At 62.7% G+C, this 18468-nt stretch carries 12 protein-coding genes; 6 read left to right on the plus strand and 6 right to left on the minus strand.

The genetic code is table 11. The features are described from left to right. Positions 1 to 42: 42 nt before the first annotated feature. The 4 genes from F1002_RS03155 to F1002_RS03170 form a co-directional block, all read right to left on the minus strand. Positions 43 to 3120: a PAS domain S-box protein gene (locus tag F1002_RS03155; RefSeq protein ID WP_150427564.1), complete on the minus strand. Its 3078-nt coding sequence runs from the start codon at positions 3118 to 3120 to the stop codon at positions 43 to 45. A gap of 342 nt (positions 3121 to 3462) precedes the next feature. Next, positions 3463 to 3795, minus strand: coding sequence for a c-type cytochrome (locus tag F1002_RS03160; RefSeq protein WP_150427565.1), 333 nt, complete (start codon positions 3793 to 3795; stop codon positions 3463 to 3465). A 15-nt stretch (positions 3796 to 3810) separates the two neighbouring features. Further along, positions 3811 to 4182 carry a DUF779 domain-containing protein gene (locus tag F1002_RS03165; RefSeq protein WP_150427566.1) on the minus strand — a complete coding sequence of 124 codons (372 nt, stop codon included), beginning with the start codon at positions 4180 to 4182 and terminating at the stop codon, positions 3811 to 3813. Between the two features lie 161 nt (positions 4183 to 4343). Further along, complete coding sequence (locus F1002_RS03170; RefSeq protein WP_150427567.1) at positions 4344 to 5864, minus strand: aldehyde dehydrogenase family protein; 1521 nt, start codon at positions 5862 to 5864, stop codon at positions 4344 to 4346. Positions 5865 to 5969: 105 nt separating this feature from the next. Between F1002_RS03170 and F1002_RS03175 the strand changes: the two genes are divergently transcribed. After that, on the plus strand, positions 5970 to 6182 hold the full coding sequence (locus F1002_RS03175; RefSeq protein WP_150427568.1) for a hypothetical protein: 213 nt from the start codon (positions 5970 to 5972) through the stop codon (positions 6180 to 6182). A gap of 55 nt (positions 6183 to 6237) precedes the next feature. Continuing rightward, positions 6238 to 8760 carry a response regulator gene (locus F1002_RS03180; RefSeq protein ID WP_191090285.1) on the plus strand — a complete coding sequence of 841 codons (2523 nt, stop codon included), beginning with the start codon at positions 6238 to 6240 and terminating at the stop codon, positions 8758 to 8760. A 67-nt stretch (positions 8761 to 8827) separates the two neighbouring features. Here the strand turns inward: F1002_RS03180 and F1002_RS03185 are convergent, their stop codons facing one another. Further along, positions 8828 to 10024, minus strand: a complete 1197-nt coding sequence (locus F1002_RS03185) for an alpha/beta hydrolase (RefSeq protein WP_191090286.1) — start codon at positions 10022 to 10024, stop codon at positions 8828 to 8830. A gap of 205 nt (positions 10025 to 10229) precedes the next feature. Between F1002_RS03185 and F1002_RS03190 the strand changes: the two genes are divergently transcribed. From F1002_RS03190 to F1002_RS03205, 4 genes are read left to right on the plus strand one after another with little or no spacing between them, the layout of a single operon-like run. Beyond that, on the plus strand, positions 10230 to 11357 hold the full coding sequence (locus F1002_RS03190) for an efflux RND transporter periplasmic adaptor subunit (RefSeq protein WP_191090287.1): 1128 nt from the start codon (positions 10230 to 10232) through the stop codon (positions 11355 to 11357). A gap of 9 nt (positions 11358 to 11366) precedes the next feature. Further along, positions 11367 to 14507 carry an efflux RND transporter permease subunit gene (locus F1002_RS03195; protein WP_150427572.1) on the plus strand — a complete coding sequence of 1047 codons (3141 nt, stop codon included), beginning with the start codon at positions 11367 to 11369 and terminating at the stop codon, positions 14505 to 14507. Next, entirely contained in the window at positions 14504 to 15889 is a 1386-nt protein-coding gene (locus F1002_RS03200; RefSeq protein ID WP_150427573.1) for an efflux transporter outer membrane subunit, read from the plus strand. Before F1002_RS03195 ends, F1002_RS03200 begins: the two co-directional genes overlap by 4 nt. A 14-nt stretch (positions 15890 to 15903) precedes the next feature. Beyond that, positions 15904 to 17181 carry an HD-GYP domain-containing protein gene (locus F1002_RS03205; protein WP_150427574.1) on the plus strand — a complete coding sequence of 426 codons (1278 nt, stop codon included), beginning with the start codon at positions 15904 to 15906 and terminating at the stop codon, positions 17179 to 17181. 93 nt (positions 17182 to 17274) lie between these two features. On the opposite strand, the gene F1002_RS03210 is transcribed toward F1002_RS03205, so the two are convergent. Continuing rightward, positions 17275 to 18396, minus strand: a complete 1122-nt coding sequence (locus F1002_RS03210) for a branched-chain amino acid ABC transporter substrate-binding protein (RefSeq protein ID WP_150427575.1) — start codon at positions 18394 to 18396, stop codon at positions 17275 to 17277. Positions 18397 to 18468: the final 72 nt, after the last annotated feature.

Raw genomic sequence — 18468 nt, forward strand, 5'->3', positions numbered from 1 at the left:
AGAAAGCCACCTTCGCGGTGGCTTTCTTTCGACGCTCGTTGGTTATGCATCGTTTGCGCTGGCCGGCCGTGCCGCGACCTGCCGCACGATGTCGATCAGTTCCTCGGGGTCGAAGGGTTTGGCGAGATGGGCTTTCATGCCGGCGGCCAGGCAGCGTTCGCGCTCAACGGCAAAGGCGTGGGCGGTCTGGGCGATGATCGGGATATCGGGGGCCAGCTGGCGGATGATTTCGGTCGCCGCATAGCCGCCCAATCCCGGCATCTGCAGGTCCATCAGGATCAGGTCAAAGCCCCGGGGGCCGGTTTGCCGGACGCAGTCGACCGCTTCCTGGCCGCCTTCGGCCAGGGTTACCCGGGCGCCGGCTACCGAGAGGATTTCTTCGAGAACCAGACGGTTGATCGATTCGTCATCCACGGCCAGGATGGACAGGCCGACCAGTGCCTGCGTGTCGGCTGTCATGGTGTTTTCCGGCTGCCGGGGGCTTTCGGAGGTGAGGTCGTCGGACTGCGTCAGCGGAATACGGAAGATGGTGCGAGTACCCTGCCCGAGGGTGCTGTCGATCGAGATGTCGCCGCCCATCAGCTCGAGCAGGCGTTGGCTGATGACCAGGCCCAGCCCGGTGCCGCCGTATTTCCGGCTGGACGACGAGTCGGCCTGATAGAACGGGGTGAACAGGTTGGCGAGTTGTTTCCGGCTCATGCCGATGCCGGTATCGAGGGTGGTGAATACCAGTTGTCCGTTTTCCTGGCCGACGCTGAGCGCGACGCTGCCGGACTCGGTAAATTTGACGGCGTTCGACAGCACATTGAGCAGTACCTGGCGGATACGCATCTCGTCCCCCATGCAGGCGGCGGGCAGGTCGCTCGCCAGGTCGACGGTCAGCGACAGCCCCTTGGCATGGATGCGATCCTCGAGCAGTTCGACGCTCTGGCGAATGATGGTGTGTATATCGAAACGGGCCAAGTGGACCTGCATCTTGCCGGCTTCGATCTTGGAAAAGTCGAGGATGTCGTTGATCACCCCGAGCAAGCGCTTGCCGGATGCATTGATCTTGGCGAACGCATCCCCGGCTTTCACGGGGTTATCGATATGGCGCATGCCGATGGCGGCAAAGCCCATGACCCCGTTGAGCGGCGTGCGGATTTCATGGCTCATGTTGGCGATGAATTCGCTGCGCGTGCGGGCCAGCTGCTCGGCAGCCCGCAGCGCGCGTTCGCGAGCCTCGTTCGTCGCCTGTTGCTGGCTGGCGTCGATGAAACTGGTGACTGCGCCGACGATTTCGCCGTCCTTGGTCATCGGGTGGGTGGCGTAGATCACCGGTATGGGCTTGCCGTCGGCCCGCCAATACACTTCGTCGGTGACGCGAACCTCGGCGCCGGTGCGCAGCGAGCGGTAGCTCGGGCAATCGTCCGGCGAATAATGGCTGCCGTCACGATGACTGTGATGCAGCAAGGCGTGGGCTGAGCGGCCGACCATCTGCTCGGGGTCGGCGTAGCCGAGAATGGCGCAGGCAGCCGGATTGGCAAAGCGGATGATGCCTTCCGGGTCAATGCCATAAAGTCCGTCGGCGCTGGAGTTCAGGATCATGCTGGCCTTGGCTTCGGTCTCCAGCAGGGCCGCCGTGCGGGCGGCGACAAGCGCTGCCAGGTTGTTGCGGTGCTCCTCGAGTTCCCTTTCCGTGTGCAGGCGTTCCGAAATGTCGCGAAAGACGTTGACCGCACCGATCGTCTTGCCTTCGACGCGCAATGAGGACACCGTGTATTCGACCGGGAAACTGCTGCCGTCCTTGCGCCAGTAGACATCCTCATCGACCGTTCGCGGTATTCCATCGTTCAGCGTGGTGCGTATCGGGCACTCGTCGAGTGGATAGGCGCTGCCATCCGGGCGGTGATGGTGGGTGGCCTCATGCAGCGAAAGACCGATTCCTTCGTCGCTTTCCCAGCCGAGCATGCTGCGGGCGGCCGGATTGATGAAGGTGATCCGGCCCTCCAGGTCAATGCCGCAGATGCCGTCACCGGCTGCGCCGAGGATCAGCTCGCTGCGCTGCTTGGCCGCTTCGGTTTCCTGATGCTGTTGCCGCAGGGCGCCGTTCAGCTGCGACATCTGGCGTTGCGCGCCTGCCTGCCGGTCCAGGCTCCGGCTCAACTCCCAGGCAAGCAGCAGCGTACCGATCATCAGGGCCAGCACGATGGACATCGGCGTCAGCAGTTCGCGGCGCATTTCCTCCATGTAGTCGTCCCGCGCCAGGCCGATCACGAGGTGGATCGGGTAGTCGCCCAGTTTCCTGAACTGGTAGTTGCGCTCGATGCCGTCAATGCCGGAAACGGCCCGGTACTTCGCCTCGCCGACCTCGGATGCCAACAGTTCCCCCAGGCGCTGGGATGGGGTGGTTGCACCGGAGCGGGCGCCGTTGGGGTCGGCCTTGGCATAGCGGGCGATCAGCGTGGTCCGGGTCCACAGGCCGGAGTTGCCGCGCGGCCCGAGGTCGAGTTGCGACAAGCGGTCGACGAAATAGCTGACGGGTATGGCGGCGTAGACGATGCCCCCGAACGAGCCATCCGGTTTGTTGTGGCGGCGGGCCAGGGCGATGATCATCTGGTTGCTGATCTTGCCGAGCATCGGCTCCGAGACGAACAGCCCGGCATGCGGTCCGGCCAACTTGAGATTCAGGAAATGCGGGCGGTCGCTGATGTCTACGGGCACCCGGGGGAGCGGGGCAGACGGACTGGCGGCGACATGCCAAATCCGGCCATCGGCGTCGCTGACCCGCAGGCCGAGCGTTTCCGGGACATGTTTGCCCAACATGGTGAGGAGATCGAGCGGGTGGTCGTCGTGGTTCGTACCTTCCTGCGCATCGCTTTCGATTTCGTCCACCACCGTCGCCAGCGCGAGGTCAATTTTCTGGAAGGTGCCGGCAATGCTGCCCTCCAGGATGCGCGCATAATTTTCGGCCTGACGGTTGGCCTGTTCTTCCGATGCCATCGTCCGGTCGCGCAGCACCCAGATGCCGAACAGCAGCAACGTTGCATTGATCAACAAGATGCCGATCCATAACGAACGGCGGAAACGTGAATCGAATCCCCGCGCGGGGTAATCCTTCTTGTAAGTGGGGCGCTTCACCGTGTCATCCCTTGTCGGCGCGATACGCCATCATTTCGCGCGATCTATCAGAGTATTCTCATTTTATGGTGCGATGTCAGTATGTCATTGATTAAAACCAAAGTCATAGAATGTCTGCATCAATCGGGCGAGGGATGTTGTTTGCCTGCAATGGCGCGGTGTTTCGCACTTCTGGGGCATTGGGAGGCGATGCGAGCGGGCGTTGTGCTTGCCGGTCCGCACGGCTAAAAAAAACCGGGCGCGTGGCCCGGTTTCCGAGGTTTCCCATCCAATGGCTGGTGCCATTCTGCTGGACGAGGGGGCTGTTCTCCCGGAATCTTGAAAGCGGATGCCGGGTTTCCGTCAGTCCAGCGAGAGAATCCACTGGATGGCGGCCTTCAGATCGTCGTCGCCGATCTTGTCGGCGGGGTGCGGGATCATCGGCACTTCGCCCCAGTTGCCCTTGCCGCCTTCGCGGACCTTGCCGAACAGCAGGGCAGGCGCCTTGGCGTCGCCCCTGTATTTGGCGGCGACTTCCTTGTAGGCCGGCCCGACGCGCTTCTGGTCGACGGCGTGGCAGGCCACGCAGCGCGCCTTCTTGACGATGGCTTCCGAGGCCTGGACCGAGGGCGTGGCGATCAGGACGGCCGCTGCGGCCAGGCCGAGCAGCAGCGCGTTTTGCAGTTGCTGGTTCATGAATGTTTCCTTGGATTAAACGAGACCGGCCGCCTGCAGTTCGGCCCATTCGGCATCGGTGAACAGCCGCGAGCGGGTGTGGAAAGCCTTGCCGGTATTGCCTTCGAGCGAGAAGGTGCCGCCTGATCCGTCGATCACGTCGATGATCAGTTGCGTGTGCTTCCAGTACTCGTATTGCGAGGCGCTGATGTAGAAGGGGACGCCGCCGATTTCGCCCAGATGGACATCGTAGGGGCCGATGGTCAGGTCGGTGGGCAGATAGCAGTTGGCGGCGCTGTTGTCGCAGCAGCCGCCGGACTGGTGGAACATCAGTTCAGGTCCGTACTGTTGTTTCAGGAGGGCGATCAGTTCCAGCGTGGCCGGGGTGGCGATGACGCGGTCAACCATGTTCTTCTCCCCAGAATGAATCCGAAAAAGGGGGGCGGTTGCCCGCCCCGTGAATTGCCCGCAAAACAAGGGGCCGTGGAGGAGATGCTCTGAGGCGCCGTCCAGGCGCCGCCATGCCCCGGGATAAGGGCGTGGCAGCCGGGCGGCGCTGGATTGCTTGCTTAGAAGAAGCCCAGCTTGTTCTCGGAGTAGGAGACGAGCAGGTTCTTCGTTTGCTGGTAGTGGTCGAGCATGACCTTGTGGGTCTCGCGGCCGATACCGGATTCCTTGTAGCCGCCGAAGGCAGCATGCGCCGGGTAGGCGTGGTAGCAGTTGGTCCATACGCGGCCGGCCTGGATGGCGCGACCCATGCGGTAGGCGACGTTGCCGTTGCGGCTCCAGACGCCGGCGCCGAGGCCGTAGATGGTGTCGTTGGCGATGGCCAGGGCTTCGGCTTCGTCCTTGAAGGTCGTCACGGCGAGCACCGGCCCGAAGATTTCCTCCTGGAAGATGCGCATCTTGTTGTGGCCCTTGAACAGGGTCGGCTGGATGTAGAAGCCGTCCTCCAGGTCACCGCCCAGGTGGGCGCGGCCGCCACCGATCAGGCACTCGGCACCTTCGTCCTTGCCCAGTTGCAGGTAGGACTGGATCTTGGTCATCTGCTCCTGCGAGGCCTGGGCACCCATCATGGTGTCGGTGTCGAGCGGCGAACCCTGCTTGATCGCGGCGACGCGTTTCAGCGCACGCTCCATGAAGCGGTCGTAGATCGATTCCTGGATCAGCGCGCGGCTCGGGCAGGTACATACTTCGCCCTGGTTGAAGGCGAACAGCACCAGGCCTTCGATGGCCTTGTCGAGGAAGGCGTCATCCTTGTCCATGACGTCGGCGAAGAAGACATTGGGCGACTTGCCGCCCAGTTCCAGTGTGGCCGGGATCAGGTTGTTGGCGGCGGCCTGGGCGATGACGCGGCCGGTCGAGGTCGAGCCGGTGAAGGCGATCTTGGCGATGCGCTTCGAGGTGGCGAGCGGCATGCCGGCTTCGCGGCCGAAACCGTTGACGACGTTGAGCACGCCGGCCGGGAGGATGTCGGCGATCAGTTCCATCATGATCAGGATGGAGATCGGGGTCGATTCGGCCGGCTTGAGCACCACGCAGTTACCGGCGCCGATAGCGGGGGCCAGCTTCCAGGCGGCCATCAGGATCGGGAAGTTCCACGGAATGATCTGGCCGACGACACCGAGCGGCTCGTGGATGTGATAGGCCATGGTGTTTTCGTCGATTTCCGAGATGCCGCCTTCCTGTGCGCGCAGGCAGCCGGCGAAGTAGCGGAAGTGGTCGACGGCGAGCGGGATGTCGGCGTTCAGGGTTTCGCGGATCGGCTTGCCGTTATCAACGGTCTCGGCGTAGGCCAGCAATTCCAGGTTGGCTTCGATGCGGTCGGCGATCTTGAGCAGGATGTTCGAACGGGTCGTCGCGTCGGTCTTGCCCCACTTCGGGAAGGCGGCGTGGGCGGCGTCCAGGGCCAGCTCGATGTCTTCGGCGGAGGAGCGGGCAACCTTGGTGTAGGGCTTGCCGTTGACCGGGGTGACCACGTCGAAGTACTGGCCCTTGACCGGGGCGACCCACTTGCCGCCGATGAAGTTCTCGTAACGATCCTTGTAGGCGATCTTGGCGCCGGCAGTACCGGGGGCTGCATAAATCATGTTTGTCTCCTGTTTTCTGGATGGGAGTTGCGAACGGTTAACTCGAAGCCGGCAGACTTGTCTTGCGGACTGGGGATCTGCGATGACTTGTGCCAGATAAGGCGCATGGGGCATGCCAACCCGCCGGCGCCTGCCGGTGTATATGAAAAATTGCTATTTTTCAGTGGGTTGCACTTTGTTTTCGGCGGACCTTTCGCCCCGGCGTTGTTCGTCGATTGTTGCTCGATGGAGCATTTGTTTCAAAATGGAGCAACAGCCATGAAGCTTGCGTATTTGTTTGTTTTGGCGATTCTGGTTGCGCCCATTGCCGCCCGGTGAGAGCATGTCGCTTGCTCCAAGAGCGGGCGATAACAACAATGAAAAGGATCTGTTCATGAACTGGTCGGGGGCCGGGATTCGCGTCATCCGTGGCAGAGGGCTGAAGCTCCGGTTGTGGATTCTGGCGTTGCTGCCCATGGCGGCCTTGCCGGTACTCGCGGCCTTCCTGATCCTGGTTGGCCATTACTCGGGCGAACGCTTGCTGCAAAATCAGGTGCAGGCCGACCTCGCAGTTACCCATGACCATCTGCACTATATCCAGACTGAAGCGCTGGCTTCGCTGACGTCTCTCGCCAATTCGCCCAGGATCCTTGGCCTGGTGGAAGGCAAGAACAATGACATTTCGCTGAACGAGGTGCTCGCGTCGCGGCAGGAAAACATCGGTTTCGATTTTCTCGCGGTGCTCGATGGCGAAGGCAAGGTCGTTGGCGCCAGCGAAGGATTCCAGGCCGGCGAATCCTATGTCGAGATGCCGCTCGTTCGCGACGCGCTGTCCGGAGGTGGCCGCATTTCGGGACTGGAGGCCGTATCGGCCGATACCCTGAAACGATTGTCCGCTGCGCTTCCTGCACGTGCCCGGCTGGAGGTGTTCGATACACCGCTGGCAACGCCCAGCGCCGTCACTGTTGAATCTCGGGGCCTGCTCGTTGTTGGCGCCGCGTCCATGCCCGAGGGCGCGAGCAAGCATCGATTCGTGGTGGTGGGTGGTTTTCTGCTGAATCGGCACACCCGGTTCGTCGATTACCTGGCGCAGATCGGCTCGGCCGGCCAACTGCGCAGCATGGGGATTTCGGAAACGGTAACCTTGTTCCTTGGCGATGTGCGTATCGCCACGACCGTGCGACGTCAGGATGGCGAGCGGGCGGTAGGGACGCGGGTATCGCAGGCCGTCAAGGAACAGGTGCTCGATCGGGGCGAGCCCTGGTTGAGCCGTGCATTTGTCGTGAACCATTGGGCCGTGACGGCCTACGATTCCATCCTGGATTACTCGGGAAAGCGTATCGGCATGCTCTACGTCGGTATTCCGGAAGCGCCGTTCGTGGACTTCCGCTGGAAGGTGCTCGGGGTGCTGGTCGTGTTGCTTGCCGTGATTTCGTTGCTCGCCACCTTGCTCAGCTGGCGTTTGGCGCACGGCATCATCGAGCCGCTGGGGCGTCTCGAGTCGGCCATGCGGGCCGTCCACAAAGGGGAACTGTCGGTGCGGGTCGGTCCCATGCCGGGAGACAATGAGCTGGGGCGCCTCGGGGCCCTGTTTGATCAGTTGCTCGACACCATCGGACGGCAAACGTCCGATTTGCGCCGCTGGGGCGAGGATCTCGACGAAAAGGTCGCGCAGCGAACCCGCGATCTGGCAGCTGCCAACGAGCAACTCGCCGCCGCCCGCAAGCTGGCCGAAGATGCAAATACCACCAAGAGCGCCTTTCTGGCGACCATGAGCCATGAAATACGCACCCCGCTCAATGCCATTACCGGCATGGTGCACCTGCTGCGCCGCGAATCCCTGCCCGAGACCGTGCGGAACAAGCTGAACGCAGTCGGGATCGCCAGCCAGCATTTGCTCGAAATCATCAGCGCCATTCTCGACTTGTCGAAGATCGAGGCCGGGAAGCTGAGCCTGGAGGTGGTGGCGTTCAACCTTAACGAACTCGTGAGACATATCGTCAGCATTTTTGCCTTGCAGGCGAAAGCCAAGGGACTGGACCTGGTTGCCGACGCGGCGCTCGGCGATGCGCTCGTGCTGGGCGACCCGACCCGGGTCAAGCAGATCGTGATGAACTTCGTTTCCAACGCCATCAAGTTCACCGAGCGGGGCGGCGTCGCCATTCGCCTGCGCACCCTGGATGAAGATGCACAGACGGTGACCGTGCGTGTCGAGGTGCAGGACAGCGGGATCGGGATTGCCGCCGACGTGCAGGGCAGGCTGTTCAACGCTTTCGAGCAGGCGGACAATTCGACGACCCGTCAATATGGTGGAACCGGCCTCGGGCTGACTATATCCAGAAAGCTGGCGGCCTTGATGGGCGGGCAGGTCGGGGTCGATAGCATCCCCGGCGAGGGCAGCGTTTTCTGGTTTGTCGTGTCGCTGCGCAAGGCCGGCGAGGAGGGTGTCGACCTGCCGTGCGGCAGCCTGTCGCAAGTACGTGAAATGCTGGGCGGAACCTATGCCGGAGCCAGGATACTGGTGGTCGACGACGAACCGATCAATCGGGAAATTTCGCAGGAAATCCTCAGCGAAATCGGTTTCGAAGTCGATACGGCCGCCGATGGTGAGGAGGCTGTTTCGCTCGCCACCGGCAAGCCTTACGACCTGATCCTGATGGACATGCAGATGCCCCGCATGGACGGCCTGGAGGCCACGCGGCAAATCCGCAAGTGCCAGCCCGGGCTGGCTTTACCCATCCTGGCCATGACGGCCAACGCCTTTTCCGAGGACAAGGCACGCTGCCTGGAGGCCGGGATGAACGACTTCATCAGCAAGCCGGTCGAACCCGAGCTGCTCTTCAGGCTTCTGCTGAGGTGGCTTGCGGCCGGAAGGGGGGAGTCCGGCGTGTCGGAGAGGAATCACCTGCCAAGGTGATCGGAGCCCCGGAGCAAAGTTGCACTCAAGTGCGGTTTGCTCGGGACAGGGCAGGCAGTAGCCGGCGTCACCTTGCCTCGAGCAGGCGGTTGATATATCCAAGTACCTCCACTGCATCGAGAATGGACATGTGATCCTCATCGAAACCGCGGACGCTGGCAGCCTGATTCTGGGCTTCGGGCCGCAACTGACTGCTCAGCGAAACGGTGCCGTCGCTACTTCCGCTTCCGACCACTGCGTTGTTGCGGTACCCGAAGAGCAAGTGGTGCGCTACCCCGGCCGGTGGCGGTTCGGCAAACAATGTTCGCAAAAAGCGGCTGCTGGGAACCATGCTGCGCCAGACCGGGATGACGGCCGGTGCGTAGTCCACGCCGCTACGCGCCGCTTCATGTCCGCCAAATGGCGAGGAAATGGAGATGAACGATCGCAGGTAGCGGCAGGTATCCGTTCCGGCGCAGGTTTTGAGGTAGCCTCGGCTGACCAGCCCTCCCATGCTGTGGGCGACGATGTGCAGGTCATTGAAGCCATAGCGGTGATGGAGTTCGCTCAACAGGCCGAACATGCCGTCTCCCATGGCGGAGAGTTCGAATCCCGATGGGTAGTACAACACCCAGGGCTGAAATCTGCTGCGATCCAGACTGCCTGCAAGCATGGCAAAGCTGCGAGGCGAGCCGTTGATGCCGTGCACGAACAGGACCGGTGTTTTCCCGGGGGCGTATTCATCGAGGAAATACACCCCGGCATAGCCTTCTTTCATGAAACGCCAGGGCTGCCACAGGCCTATTCCCGCGATGTCGTCGTCGAAGCGTGGATCGCCGAGGTGAGCCGGGGTACCGAGTTGGACATCGATGCTTCCGGAGTCTGCGCCGCGCAGGTCGAACAGATTGCCGAAGGCGGGCAATGGCCGCTCGGCTCGGGGCGTCAGTGTCAGTTTCAGGTTTTCGATCTGGGCGCCGGCACCAAAGCTCTCCGGCAAGCGAAGCCAGGCATGCGGTTCGCTCTCCTGAAACTGAAAGTCGTTGTTGAGATCGTTGAAGGCGAAGAGGTAGCGTGAAACACCCCGGGTGAACAGCGAAAAGGCGCCAGCCCGCTCATAGACACGATAGGTATGGACATGCGCCGAATCGGGTTTCTCGAGCGTAACCAGAACGATGGGGCAGTCCGGGCACGACTCGGACAGTGCCTCGCCCGCGATGCGTCCAAGTTGCGAGCGCGACTCCTGCATGTCCTTGTGCAAGGCAGAGAAGTTCGTGCAGCCTGCCATGCTGAAAAATAGTAGTAAGGCCCACTGCCGAATCACAGTTTCCATCTCCCTTGACGGTTCGTTTCTCGATTCATGGCATGTCGCAAGAATACAGCGCTGCCCGTCGAATCCGTTTTTCCGCAAGAGGAAAGTACGAATGACATTGTCGGCAGTGTGGTATTTTCGTATTCAGCTTGCTTATCAACGCTCGTTGGAGTTAATGACCATGTCCCGACCGCTCAAGGTGCGTGCATGTACAGGCCCCCTCGTCGTCGCTGCGCTGCTTGGCCTCGCCGCCTGCAAGGAAGAGGCGAAGCCGACGGCCCCCCGGGTTCCCGAGGTGGTTGTCGAAACCGTGGTCGCTCAGACCACCCCGCTGACCGTTGATCTGGTTGCCGAAATCAGGGCTTATCGCGAAGTCGATCTCTATCCGCGTGTCTCGGGGCAGATCGTCAGGCAGAATTTCAAGCCGGGCCAGAAAGTTCGCGAGGGCGAGTTGTTGTTCAGTATCGACCCCCGCGCCTACGACGAAGCCATCATTGACGCCCAGGCCAAGCTGGCCGAAGCTGAGGCTGTTCTTGCCCGTGCCCGTCAGGATGTGACGCGCTACGCGCCCCTGCTCCCCGACAATGCCATCCCGCGCCAGACCTACGATCAGGCTGTCGCTTCCGAGCAGCAGAATGCCGCCGTCGTCAAGGCGCGCCGGGCGGCGCTTGAAAAGGTCCGGCTCGACCGTTCGTACGCCGATGTGCGCTCGCCCATCGCCGGCCAGGTCGGCCTGCAGAAAATCGAGGTCGGCGGCTTGGCCAGTGCCGGGCAAACGGTTCTGGCGACGGTGTCCACTCTTGACCCGGTGGTCGCCTATTTCAGCATTCCGGAAGTGGATTACATCGCATTTGCCCGACGTCACCTTTCGGTCAAGAAAGACGGGAAATCGCCCATCGCCTTGCTGCTTGCCGATGGCAGCACCTATGCCCAAAGCGGCACGCTGGATTTTGCCGATCGCGCCCTGGACGCAGCGACGGGCACCCTGACCCTGCGCGCCGTCTTCCCCAATCCCGAGGGGCTGTTGCGGCCAGGCATGAACACACGGGTACGCATCGTGTATGAAGTGGCGCAGAACGCTTTGCTGATACCGCAGAAGGCCGTCACCGAGCTGTTGGGCAAGCGGTTCGCCAGTGTTGTTGGCGCCGGCGACAAGGTCGAGCAGCGGCCGATCAAGACCGGCGCGCGCATTGGAGAAAAATGGTTGGTCGAGGATGGCCTGAAAGCCGGCGAAATCATCGTTGTCGATGGGTTGCAGAAGGCTCAACCGGGCACCGTCGTCAAGCCGCTCGCCGCAACCAGGCCGTAAGGGGGCGCCATGGCCAGGTTTTTCATCTTCAGGCCGGTATTCGCGATTGTCACGGCCATCGTCCTGACGCTGGCCGGCATCATCGCCGGCCTCGGTCTGCCAATTGCCCAGTACCCGCAAATCACCCTGCCCACCATCCGGGTCAGCGCCATTTACCCCGGTGCCAGCGCGGAGGTTGTCGAGCAGGCGCTGGCACAACCCATCGAGGAGCAGGTGAACGGCGTGGAGGGCATGCTCTACATGAGCTCGCGTTCTGCCGGCAACGGTGGCTACAACCTCGACATCACCTTTGGCCTGGGAACCGATGCCGACATCGCTGCCGTGCAGGTCCAGAACCGTGCTTCGCAGGCCAATGCCCGCCTGCCGTCGGAAGCGATTTCAGCCGGCATCACCACCAAGAAGCAGACGCCGGACGTGCTGATGTACGTAGCGCTGGTGTCGCCCAACGGCACCTATGACGAACTGTTCCTGTCGAATTACGCGACGATCAACATCGTCGAGGCGATCAAGCGGATCAAGGGCGTGGGCAATGTCAGCCTGTTCGGTGCCGAATTCGGCATGCGCCTCTGGCTGAGGCCGGACCGGATGGCCAGTCTGGGTGTGACGCCCCACGACGTCTATCGTGCCATCCAGGAGCAGAACGCCCAGGCGCCGGCCGGGCAGGTGGGCCAGATGCCTGCCCCCAAGACCCAGCAGTTCCAGTATGGCATCGAGGTGCGCGGCCGGCTGGCCGAAGTGAGCGAGTTCGAGGAAGTCATCGTGCGGGCCAAACCGGATGGTTCGTTCGTCCGTCTTCGCGATATTGCCCGCGTCGAGCTGGGTGCCAAGGATTACGTCTTCCAGTCGCGCCTGAACGGCCAGCCGGCTGCCGCTTTCTCGGTCAATCTGACGCCGGATGCCAGCGCCATCGAAACGGCCGATCTCATCAATGCCGAGCTGAAGCGGCTGTCGACATCCTTCCCGGCTGATATGCGCTACGACATGGTGCTCGACAACACCGTGTTCGTGAAGGCTTCGCTGGAAGAGGTCAAGCACACCTTCATCGAAGCCCTGGTGCTGGTGCTGGTGGTGGTTTTCCTGTTTCTGCAGAGCGGGCGTGCGACGGTCATCCCGATGCTCGCCGTGCCGGTTTCGCTGGTCGGCACCTTTGCCGCCTTCACCCTGCTCGGCTTCACCATCAACACACTGACCCTGTTCGGCATGGTGCTCGCCATCGGTATCGTCGTCGATGACGCCATCGTGGTGGTCGAGGCGGTCGAGCACCATATGGAGCACAGTGGCCTGAACGCCCGGGATGCGACGCTGCGGGCCATGGAAGAAGTGTCCGGGCCGGTTGTCGCCATCGCCCTCATTCTCGCGGCGGTGTTCGTTCCGGTTGCCTTCCTGGGGGGCATTTCCGGCGTGATGTACAAGCAGTTCGCCATTACCGTCGCCGTATCCACCGGCCTCTCGGCCTTTGTCGCCCTGTCGCTGACACCCGCTTTGTGCGCCCTGATGCTCAAGCCGAAGGACAAGGAAAAACAGGGCAAGAGCCTTGCCGGCCGTTTCTTCTCGGCATTCAACCGCGTTTTCGATCGCATTACCGCGGGCTATGGTCGCAAGGTCCAGGGCATGATCCGGCGCAGCCTGCTGTCGCTGGCCCTGCTCGGCATCCTGATCTTCGCGGCCTTCGGCCTGATGAGTCGGGTGCCCGGCGGCTTCGTGCCGGCGGAGGATCAAGGCTATTTCCTGGGCAGCGTCCAGTTGCCGGCGGCCGCGTCGCTGAACCGGACACAAGCCGTTACCGAGAAGGTCGATGCCATTCTCAAGGGCTACGAGGCGGTCGACAAGCGGCTGATCATCAATGGCTACAACATCCTGAACGGTGCGCCCCAATCCGACAGCGCGCTGTTCGTGACCACGCTCAAGCCCTGGTCGGAGCGCGCCGGCGATTCGCTGAAGACTGTCCTGCTCGGCACCTACATGCAGGGCGTCAAGCTGCCCGATGCCGTCGTGCTCGCCTTCAACCCGCCGCCCATTCCCGGGCTCGGTGCGACCGGCGGCTTCTCGTTCAAGTTGCAGGACCGTTCGGGAGGAACGCCGCAGGATCTGGCCAAGGTGGCCGATGATTTCATGGCGGTCGCCCGCCAGCGTCCGGAAATCGGCAGCATCTACTCCAAGTTCGATCCGCGCACGCCTGCCTTCCGGCTGTCCGTCGACCGCGAAAAGGCCAAGAAGCTGGGTGTTCCGGTGTCGGACATCACCAATGCCCTGCAAACCTTCCTCGGCGGGCTGAATATCAACGACTTCAGCCGTTTTGGCCGCACCTACAAGGTCACCATGCAGGCAGAGCCGGAATATCGCAGCGATATCCAGGGGGTGGGGCTGTTCCATGTGCGCAATGGCGACAACCAGATGATTCCGCTGTCCACCTTCGTCACGCCGATGCCGATCAGTGCGCCGTCGGTCATGGAGCGCTACAACCTGTACCGGACTGCCGAACTCGGCGGCAATCCCGGCCCGGGATACAGTTCGGGCGATGCCATCCGTGCCATGGAAGAGGTGGCGGCAACCACGCTGCCCTCCGGCTACGGCTTCGAATGGTCGGGTATCAGCCGCCAGGAGAAGGAGTCCGCCGGCAAGGCCCCGGTCGTTTTCGGCCTTGCCATCCTCTTCGTGTTTCTTTTCCTCGCCGCCCTGTACGAGAGCTGGGCGGTGCCCTTCGCGGTGCTCTTCGCCGTGCCGCTGGGCGTCTTCGGCGCCATGATCGGGCTGTGGGCGACCGGCCTGAGCAACAACATCTATGCGCAGATCGGCCTGATCCTGCTCATCGGCCTGGCCGCGAAGAACGCCATCCTGATCGTCGAGTTCGCCAAGATGAAGCGCGATGAGGGACTCGATGCCACCAGTGCTGCCATCGAAGCGGCCAAGCTTCGCCTGCGGCCGATCATCATGACTTCCTTTGCCTTCATCCTCGGCGTCGTTCCGCTCATCCTCGCGGCCGGCGCGGGGGCGGCCGCCCGGGTGTCGATGGGCATCACCGTCTTTTCCGGCATGCTCGCCGCCACCTTCCTGGCGATTTTCATGGTGCCGGTGCTGTTTGTCGCCGTCGATCGCTTGGTCAAACGTTTTTCGAAGCCTGTGGCCAACCCGCCGGAGGTGACGCCATGACCTGCAGCCTGCCTTTTGTCGCTGCCCTGATCGGCCTGTTTGCAGCCGGTTGTGCGGTTGGGCCGGATTACCGGCGCCCGGAACTTCCCCTGCCGGAAAAGTATGCCGCCAGCGAACAGTCTGCCGACAAGGCCTCGTTTGCCGACAGCAACTGGCGCGAAGTGTTTACCGACCCGCAACTGCAGGCGCTGATCGACGAAGCGCTGGCGGCAGGGCCGGATGCGCTGCTCGCGGCCGCCCGTTTGCGTGAAGCGGAAGCATTGGCCGGAGTCACCCGGGCGCCGCTGTTCCCGCAGGCATCGCTGAGCCTGAATACGTCGCCGACGGTGCACCGCTCGGGCGAGCAATTTACCTCCAGTTTCATGGGGGGGGCCGGGATCTCATGGGAAATCGACCTGTGGGGACGCTACCGGCGTGCCAGCGAGGCAGCCCAGGCCGAACTGGTGGCCAACGAGGCGGCCCGCGACGGCATGAATGCCTCGCTGGTGGCGCAGGTTGCCCGCGCTTATTTCACGCTGGCGGCCTTGCACGACACCCTCGCGATCACCGAGCGCAGCGCCCGCAACCAGGGCGATGTGCTGGGCCTGATCAAACGTCTCTCGGCTGCCGGCATTGCCTCCGCAGCGGAAGAACGGCAGCAGGAAAGCGCCCTGGCGGCAACCGAAGCGGCCATTCCCACGTTGAAGCGACAGATCGCCGAAACCGAGACGGCAATCGCTCTGCTGCTGGGCCGCCATCCCGGCCGCCTGCCGGTCTCCGGCCCACCTGCACTGGCATTGCCGGGCTTCGTTCCGCCCGGCTTGCCGTCCCGCCTCCTTGAACAGCGCCCGGACATCCGCCAGGCCGAGGCCCGCCTGGTGGCAGCCAACGCCCGCGTCGGCGAGGCCAAGGCCCTGTTCTTCCCGAACCTCTCGCTGACCGCGATGTTCGGCGGCGTGAGCACCAGTTTGGCCGATGTGGTCCATGGCCGTGCGCCGAGTGTCGCCTCGCTCGGTCCCAACCTGCTGATGCCCCTGTTCGCCGGGGGGCGGATCTATTTCAACAAGGCAGCCGCCGAGGCACGACTGGAGCAGGCCCTGATCGGCTACCGCAAGACGATCGACAACGCCTTGGGCGAAGTGGCCAACGGCTTGGCCGCCTACGAGACCAGCAACGAACTGATGGATGTTCAGGCGCGCCGTGTTGTGGCGGCGCGGGAGGCAATGCGTCTTGCCGACCTGCGCTTCCGTTCGGGTACGACCAGCTTCCTCGAGGTTCTCGATGCCCAGCGGCAATTGCTCTCGGCTGAAACGCAGGAGGTGCAGGCGCTTCTCGAACGGCGGCAGGCGCTGATTACGGTCTATCTCGCGCTGGGCGGCGGCTGGCAGTCAACTGCCCGCTAAAGCAAGGGGCGGGCATGGATGCAGTCCATACGCTGGGGAGCATTCGACGGACCCTGTTGCTCAGGCTGCTGGGCGTGTGGCTTGTGGTGATGCCCCTGGCGGCGGGCGTTGGCTACTGGGTTGAGGTCGATAAATTCGAGGAAGGGCTGGTTGCGCTGGCCATGCAGCAGTTGCGCAGTCTCTCTCCCGAAATTCAGGACGGGGCGTCCGCCCATGGCTCGCCGCTAGCGGATCGGACGCGCGACTTTGTCGGCAGGAACTACGTAGTGATCCGCGTCTTCGATGCCCACGGGGCGCTGCTCCGACAAATCGACAATCCGGCCCGGCTTGCCCTGTCGCAGTCGCTCCTGGCGCAGGCCTCGCCGCTTGAAGCGGATGGCCGGCGTCACTTCGATAAACTCGTCGTCGATGGGGTGACGATCATTCGAATCATGATCCGGCTGCCGGATGAAAGCGGTGGCCAGGGTCGGATGCTGGAAGGGGCTTTCGCGCTGGACCCCCTGCAACTCGAACAACAACGCGACAAGCTGTGGCGTTTCCTCGGTGGCATCGTGCTGGTCAGTCTGACGACCGTGCTGGCGATCTATCCGGTCATTCTTGCGTTGAATCGGGGTGTCGTGCGTGCATCACGCGACATCCTGCGCGGTAATGTCGAAACCGCCGCCGTGCTGGGCACCGCCATCGCCAAACGTGATTCGGATACCGGCGCACACAATTACCGGGTCACGCTCTATGCCGTGGCGCTCGCGGAGCGGCTGGGCCTTGATCGTGGTCAGATACGCAACCTGATTCTCGGTGCCTTCCTTCACGATGTCGGAAAGATCGGTATTCCCGATGCCATCCTGCTCAATCCGGGTCAGCTTGACGATGCGGAGTTTTCAGCCATGCAGCGGCATGTCGAGTTGGGACTCGACATCATCGCCGGCTCGCACTGGCTTGCCGCCGCCGGCGAGGTCATCGGCAACCATCATGAAAAGTTCGATGGAAGCGGCTACCCCCGGGGGTTGCGCGGCGAGGAAATCCCGCGGAACGCGCGGATTTTTGCCATTGTCGATGTCTTCGACGCGTTGATGTCGGAGCGCCCCTACAAGGCGCCGCTGAGCCTGGAAACGGCCTTGGGCATCCTTCGTGACGGACGAGGCAGTCATTTTGATGCTGCTTTCGTCGATGTCTTTACCGAGATTGCCGAAGGCATTCATCGCGACATCAGCGGTTTGTCCGAAACGGCGTTGAGCCAGATGCTGGCCGATCAGCTTCCCCATTATTTCTTCCTGCGGGAAGACATGGCGTAATGCGATCGGGTGCGGGCGTAGTCGAGGCGGCGAGAGCCCGTTAAAAAGCCCTCCGGCTTTCGCGGGAGGGCTCTGCTGGTCAGGTCGGCGCAATCAGTTGATGGCGGCCCACTTGCCATCCTTGAACTGGTAGAGGGAAATGCCGCCAAAGCGGTTGTCGCCCTTGGCGTCGAAAGCGATGGTGCCGGTGACGCCCTTGAAATTCACCTTCTGCAGCATCGGCAGGTACTTGGCCGGTTCGATGGAGTTGGCAAGCTTCATGGCTTCGATCAGCGCATTGGCAGCGTCGTAGGCGTACGGGGCATAGAGCTGGATGTCGGTGTTGAAGCGCTGCTTGAAGCGACTCTTGAACTCGGCGCCGCCCGGCATCTTGTCGACCGGCAGGCCGGCCTGGGTGCAATAGACATCGCCCGACATGGCCTGGGCGGCGAGCTTGAGCATTTCGCTGGTGCACACGCCGTCGCCGGCAAGGAAGCGGGCATTGATGCCGAGTTGCTTGATCTGCTTGAGCATCGGCGCGCCCTGAGCATCCATGCCGCCGTAGAAGATGGCGTCGGGCTGTTTGCTCTTGATACGGGTGAGCAGGGCGGTGAAGTCGACGGCCTTGTCGTTGGTGTATTCGCGGGCGATGACCTGCACGCCTTGTTTCTTGAGGTTTTCGGCCAGCGCGTCACCGAGGCCCTGACCGTAGGCGGTGCGGTCGTCGATGATGGCGATCTTCTTGGCGTTGAGCACGGTGGCGGCGTACTTGGCCATCACTTCGCCCTGCTGGAAATCGTTGGCGATGACGCGATAGGCGATCTTCAGGCCTTGTTGGGTGAGTTTCGGGCTGGTGGCGGACGGCGTGATCGCCGGGATGCCGCCCTGCTCATAGACGGCTGCCGCGGGAATGGAGGTTCCCGAGGTGACGTGGCCGACGACGCCCTTGGCGCCGGCGTCGACGACGCGCTGGGCAACGATGGTGGCCTGACGCGGGTCGCCCTGGTCGTCTTCCGACATCAGCTCGAAACGCACCTTCTGGCCGCCGATGGTCACGCCCTTGGCGTTGGCATCGTCCAGCGCCAGGCGGGTGCCGTATTCCTCGTCCTTGCCGACGTGGGCAATGGGGCCGGTCAGCGGGCCGGCGAAGGCGATCTTGGCAACCGTCTGGGCATAGACGGCGGCCGGAGCGGCCAGGGCGCCGATAGCGGCGATGGCGAGAGTGATTTTTTTCATGTCTTGTCCTTGGTGTGTTGTCCGATACCGTCGCGGCGCATGCGTGGTGCACCGGTACAGGGCCTGCGTGTG

The sequence above is a fragment of the Dechloromonas sp. CZR5 genome, from assembly GCF_008711155.1.
Taxonomy (GTDB): Bacteria; Pseudomonadota; Gammaproteobacteria; order Burkholderiales; family Rhodocyclaceae; genus Azonexus.

Bases quoted from the DNA above. Each gene is read 5' to 3' on its own strand.
- F1002_RS03160 (WP_150427565.1), bottom strand. From the start codon at position 3,795: ATGAACCAGCAACTGCAAAACGCGCTGCTGCTCGGCCTGGCCGCAGCG.
- F1002_RS03165 (WP_150427566.1), bottom strand. From the start codon at position 4,182: ATGGTTGACCGCGTCATCGCCACCCCGGCCACGCTGGAACTGATCGCC.
- F1002_RS03170 (WP_150427567.1), bottom strand. From the start codon at position 5,864: ATGATTTATGCAGCCCCCGGTACTGCCGGCGCCAAGATCGCCTACAAG.
- F1002_RS03175 (WP_150427568.1), top strand. From the start codon at position 5,970: ATGGGGCATGCCAACCCGCCGGCGCCTGCCGGTGTATATGAAAAATTG.
- F1002_RS03180 (WP_191090285.1), top strand. From the start codon at position 6,238: ATGAACTGGTCGGGGGCCGGGATTCGCGTCATCCGTGGCAGAGGGCTG.
- F1002_RS03185 (WP_191090286.1), bottom strand. From the start codon at position 10,024: ATGGCAGGCTGCACGAACTTCTCTGCCTTGCACAAGGACATGCAGGAG.
- F1002_RS03190 (WP_191090287.1), top strand. From the start codon at position 10,230: ATGTCCCGACCGCTCAAGGTGCGTGCATGTACAGGCCCCCTCGTCGTC.
- F1002_RS03195 (WP_150427572.1), top strand. From the start codon at position 11,367: ATGGCCAGGTTTTTCATCTTCAGGCCGGTATTCGCGATTGTCACGGCC.
- F1002_RS03200 (WP_150427573.1), top strand. From the start codon at position 14,504: ATGACCTGCAGCCTGCCTTTTGTCGCTGCCCTGATCGGCCTGTTTGCA.
- F1002_RS03205 (WP_150427574.1), top strand. From the start codon at position 15,904: ATGGATGCAGTCCATACGCTGGGGAGCATTCGACGGACCCTGTTGCTC.
- F1002_RS03210 (WP_150427575.1), bottom strand. From the start codon at position 18,396: ATGAAAAAAATCACTCTCGCCATCGCCGCTATCGGCGCCCTGGCCGCT.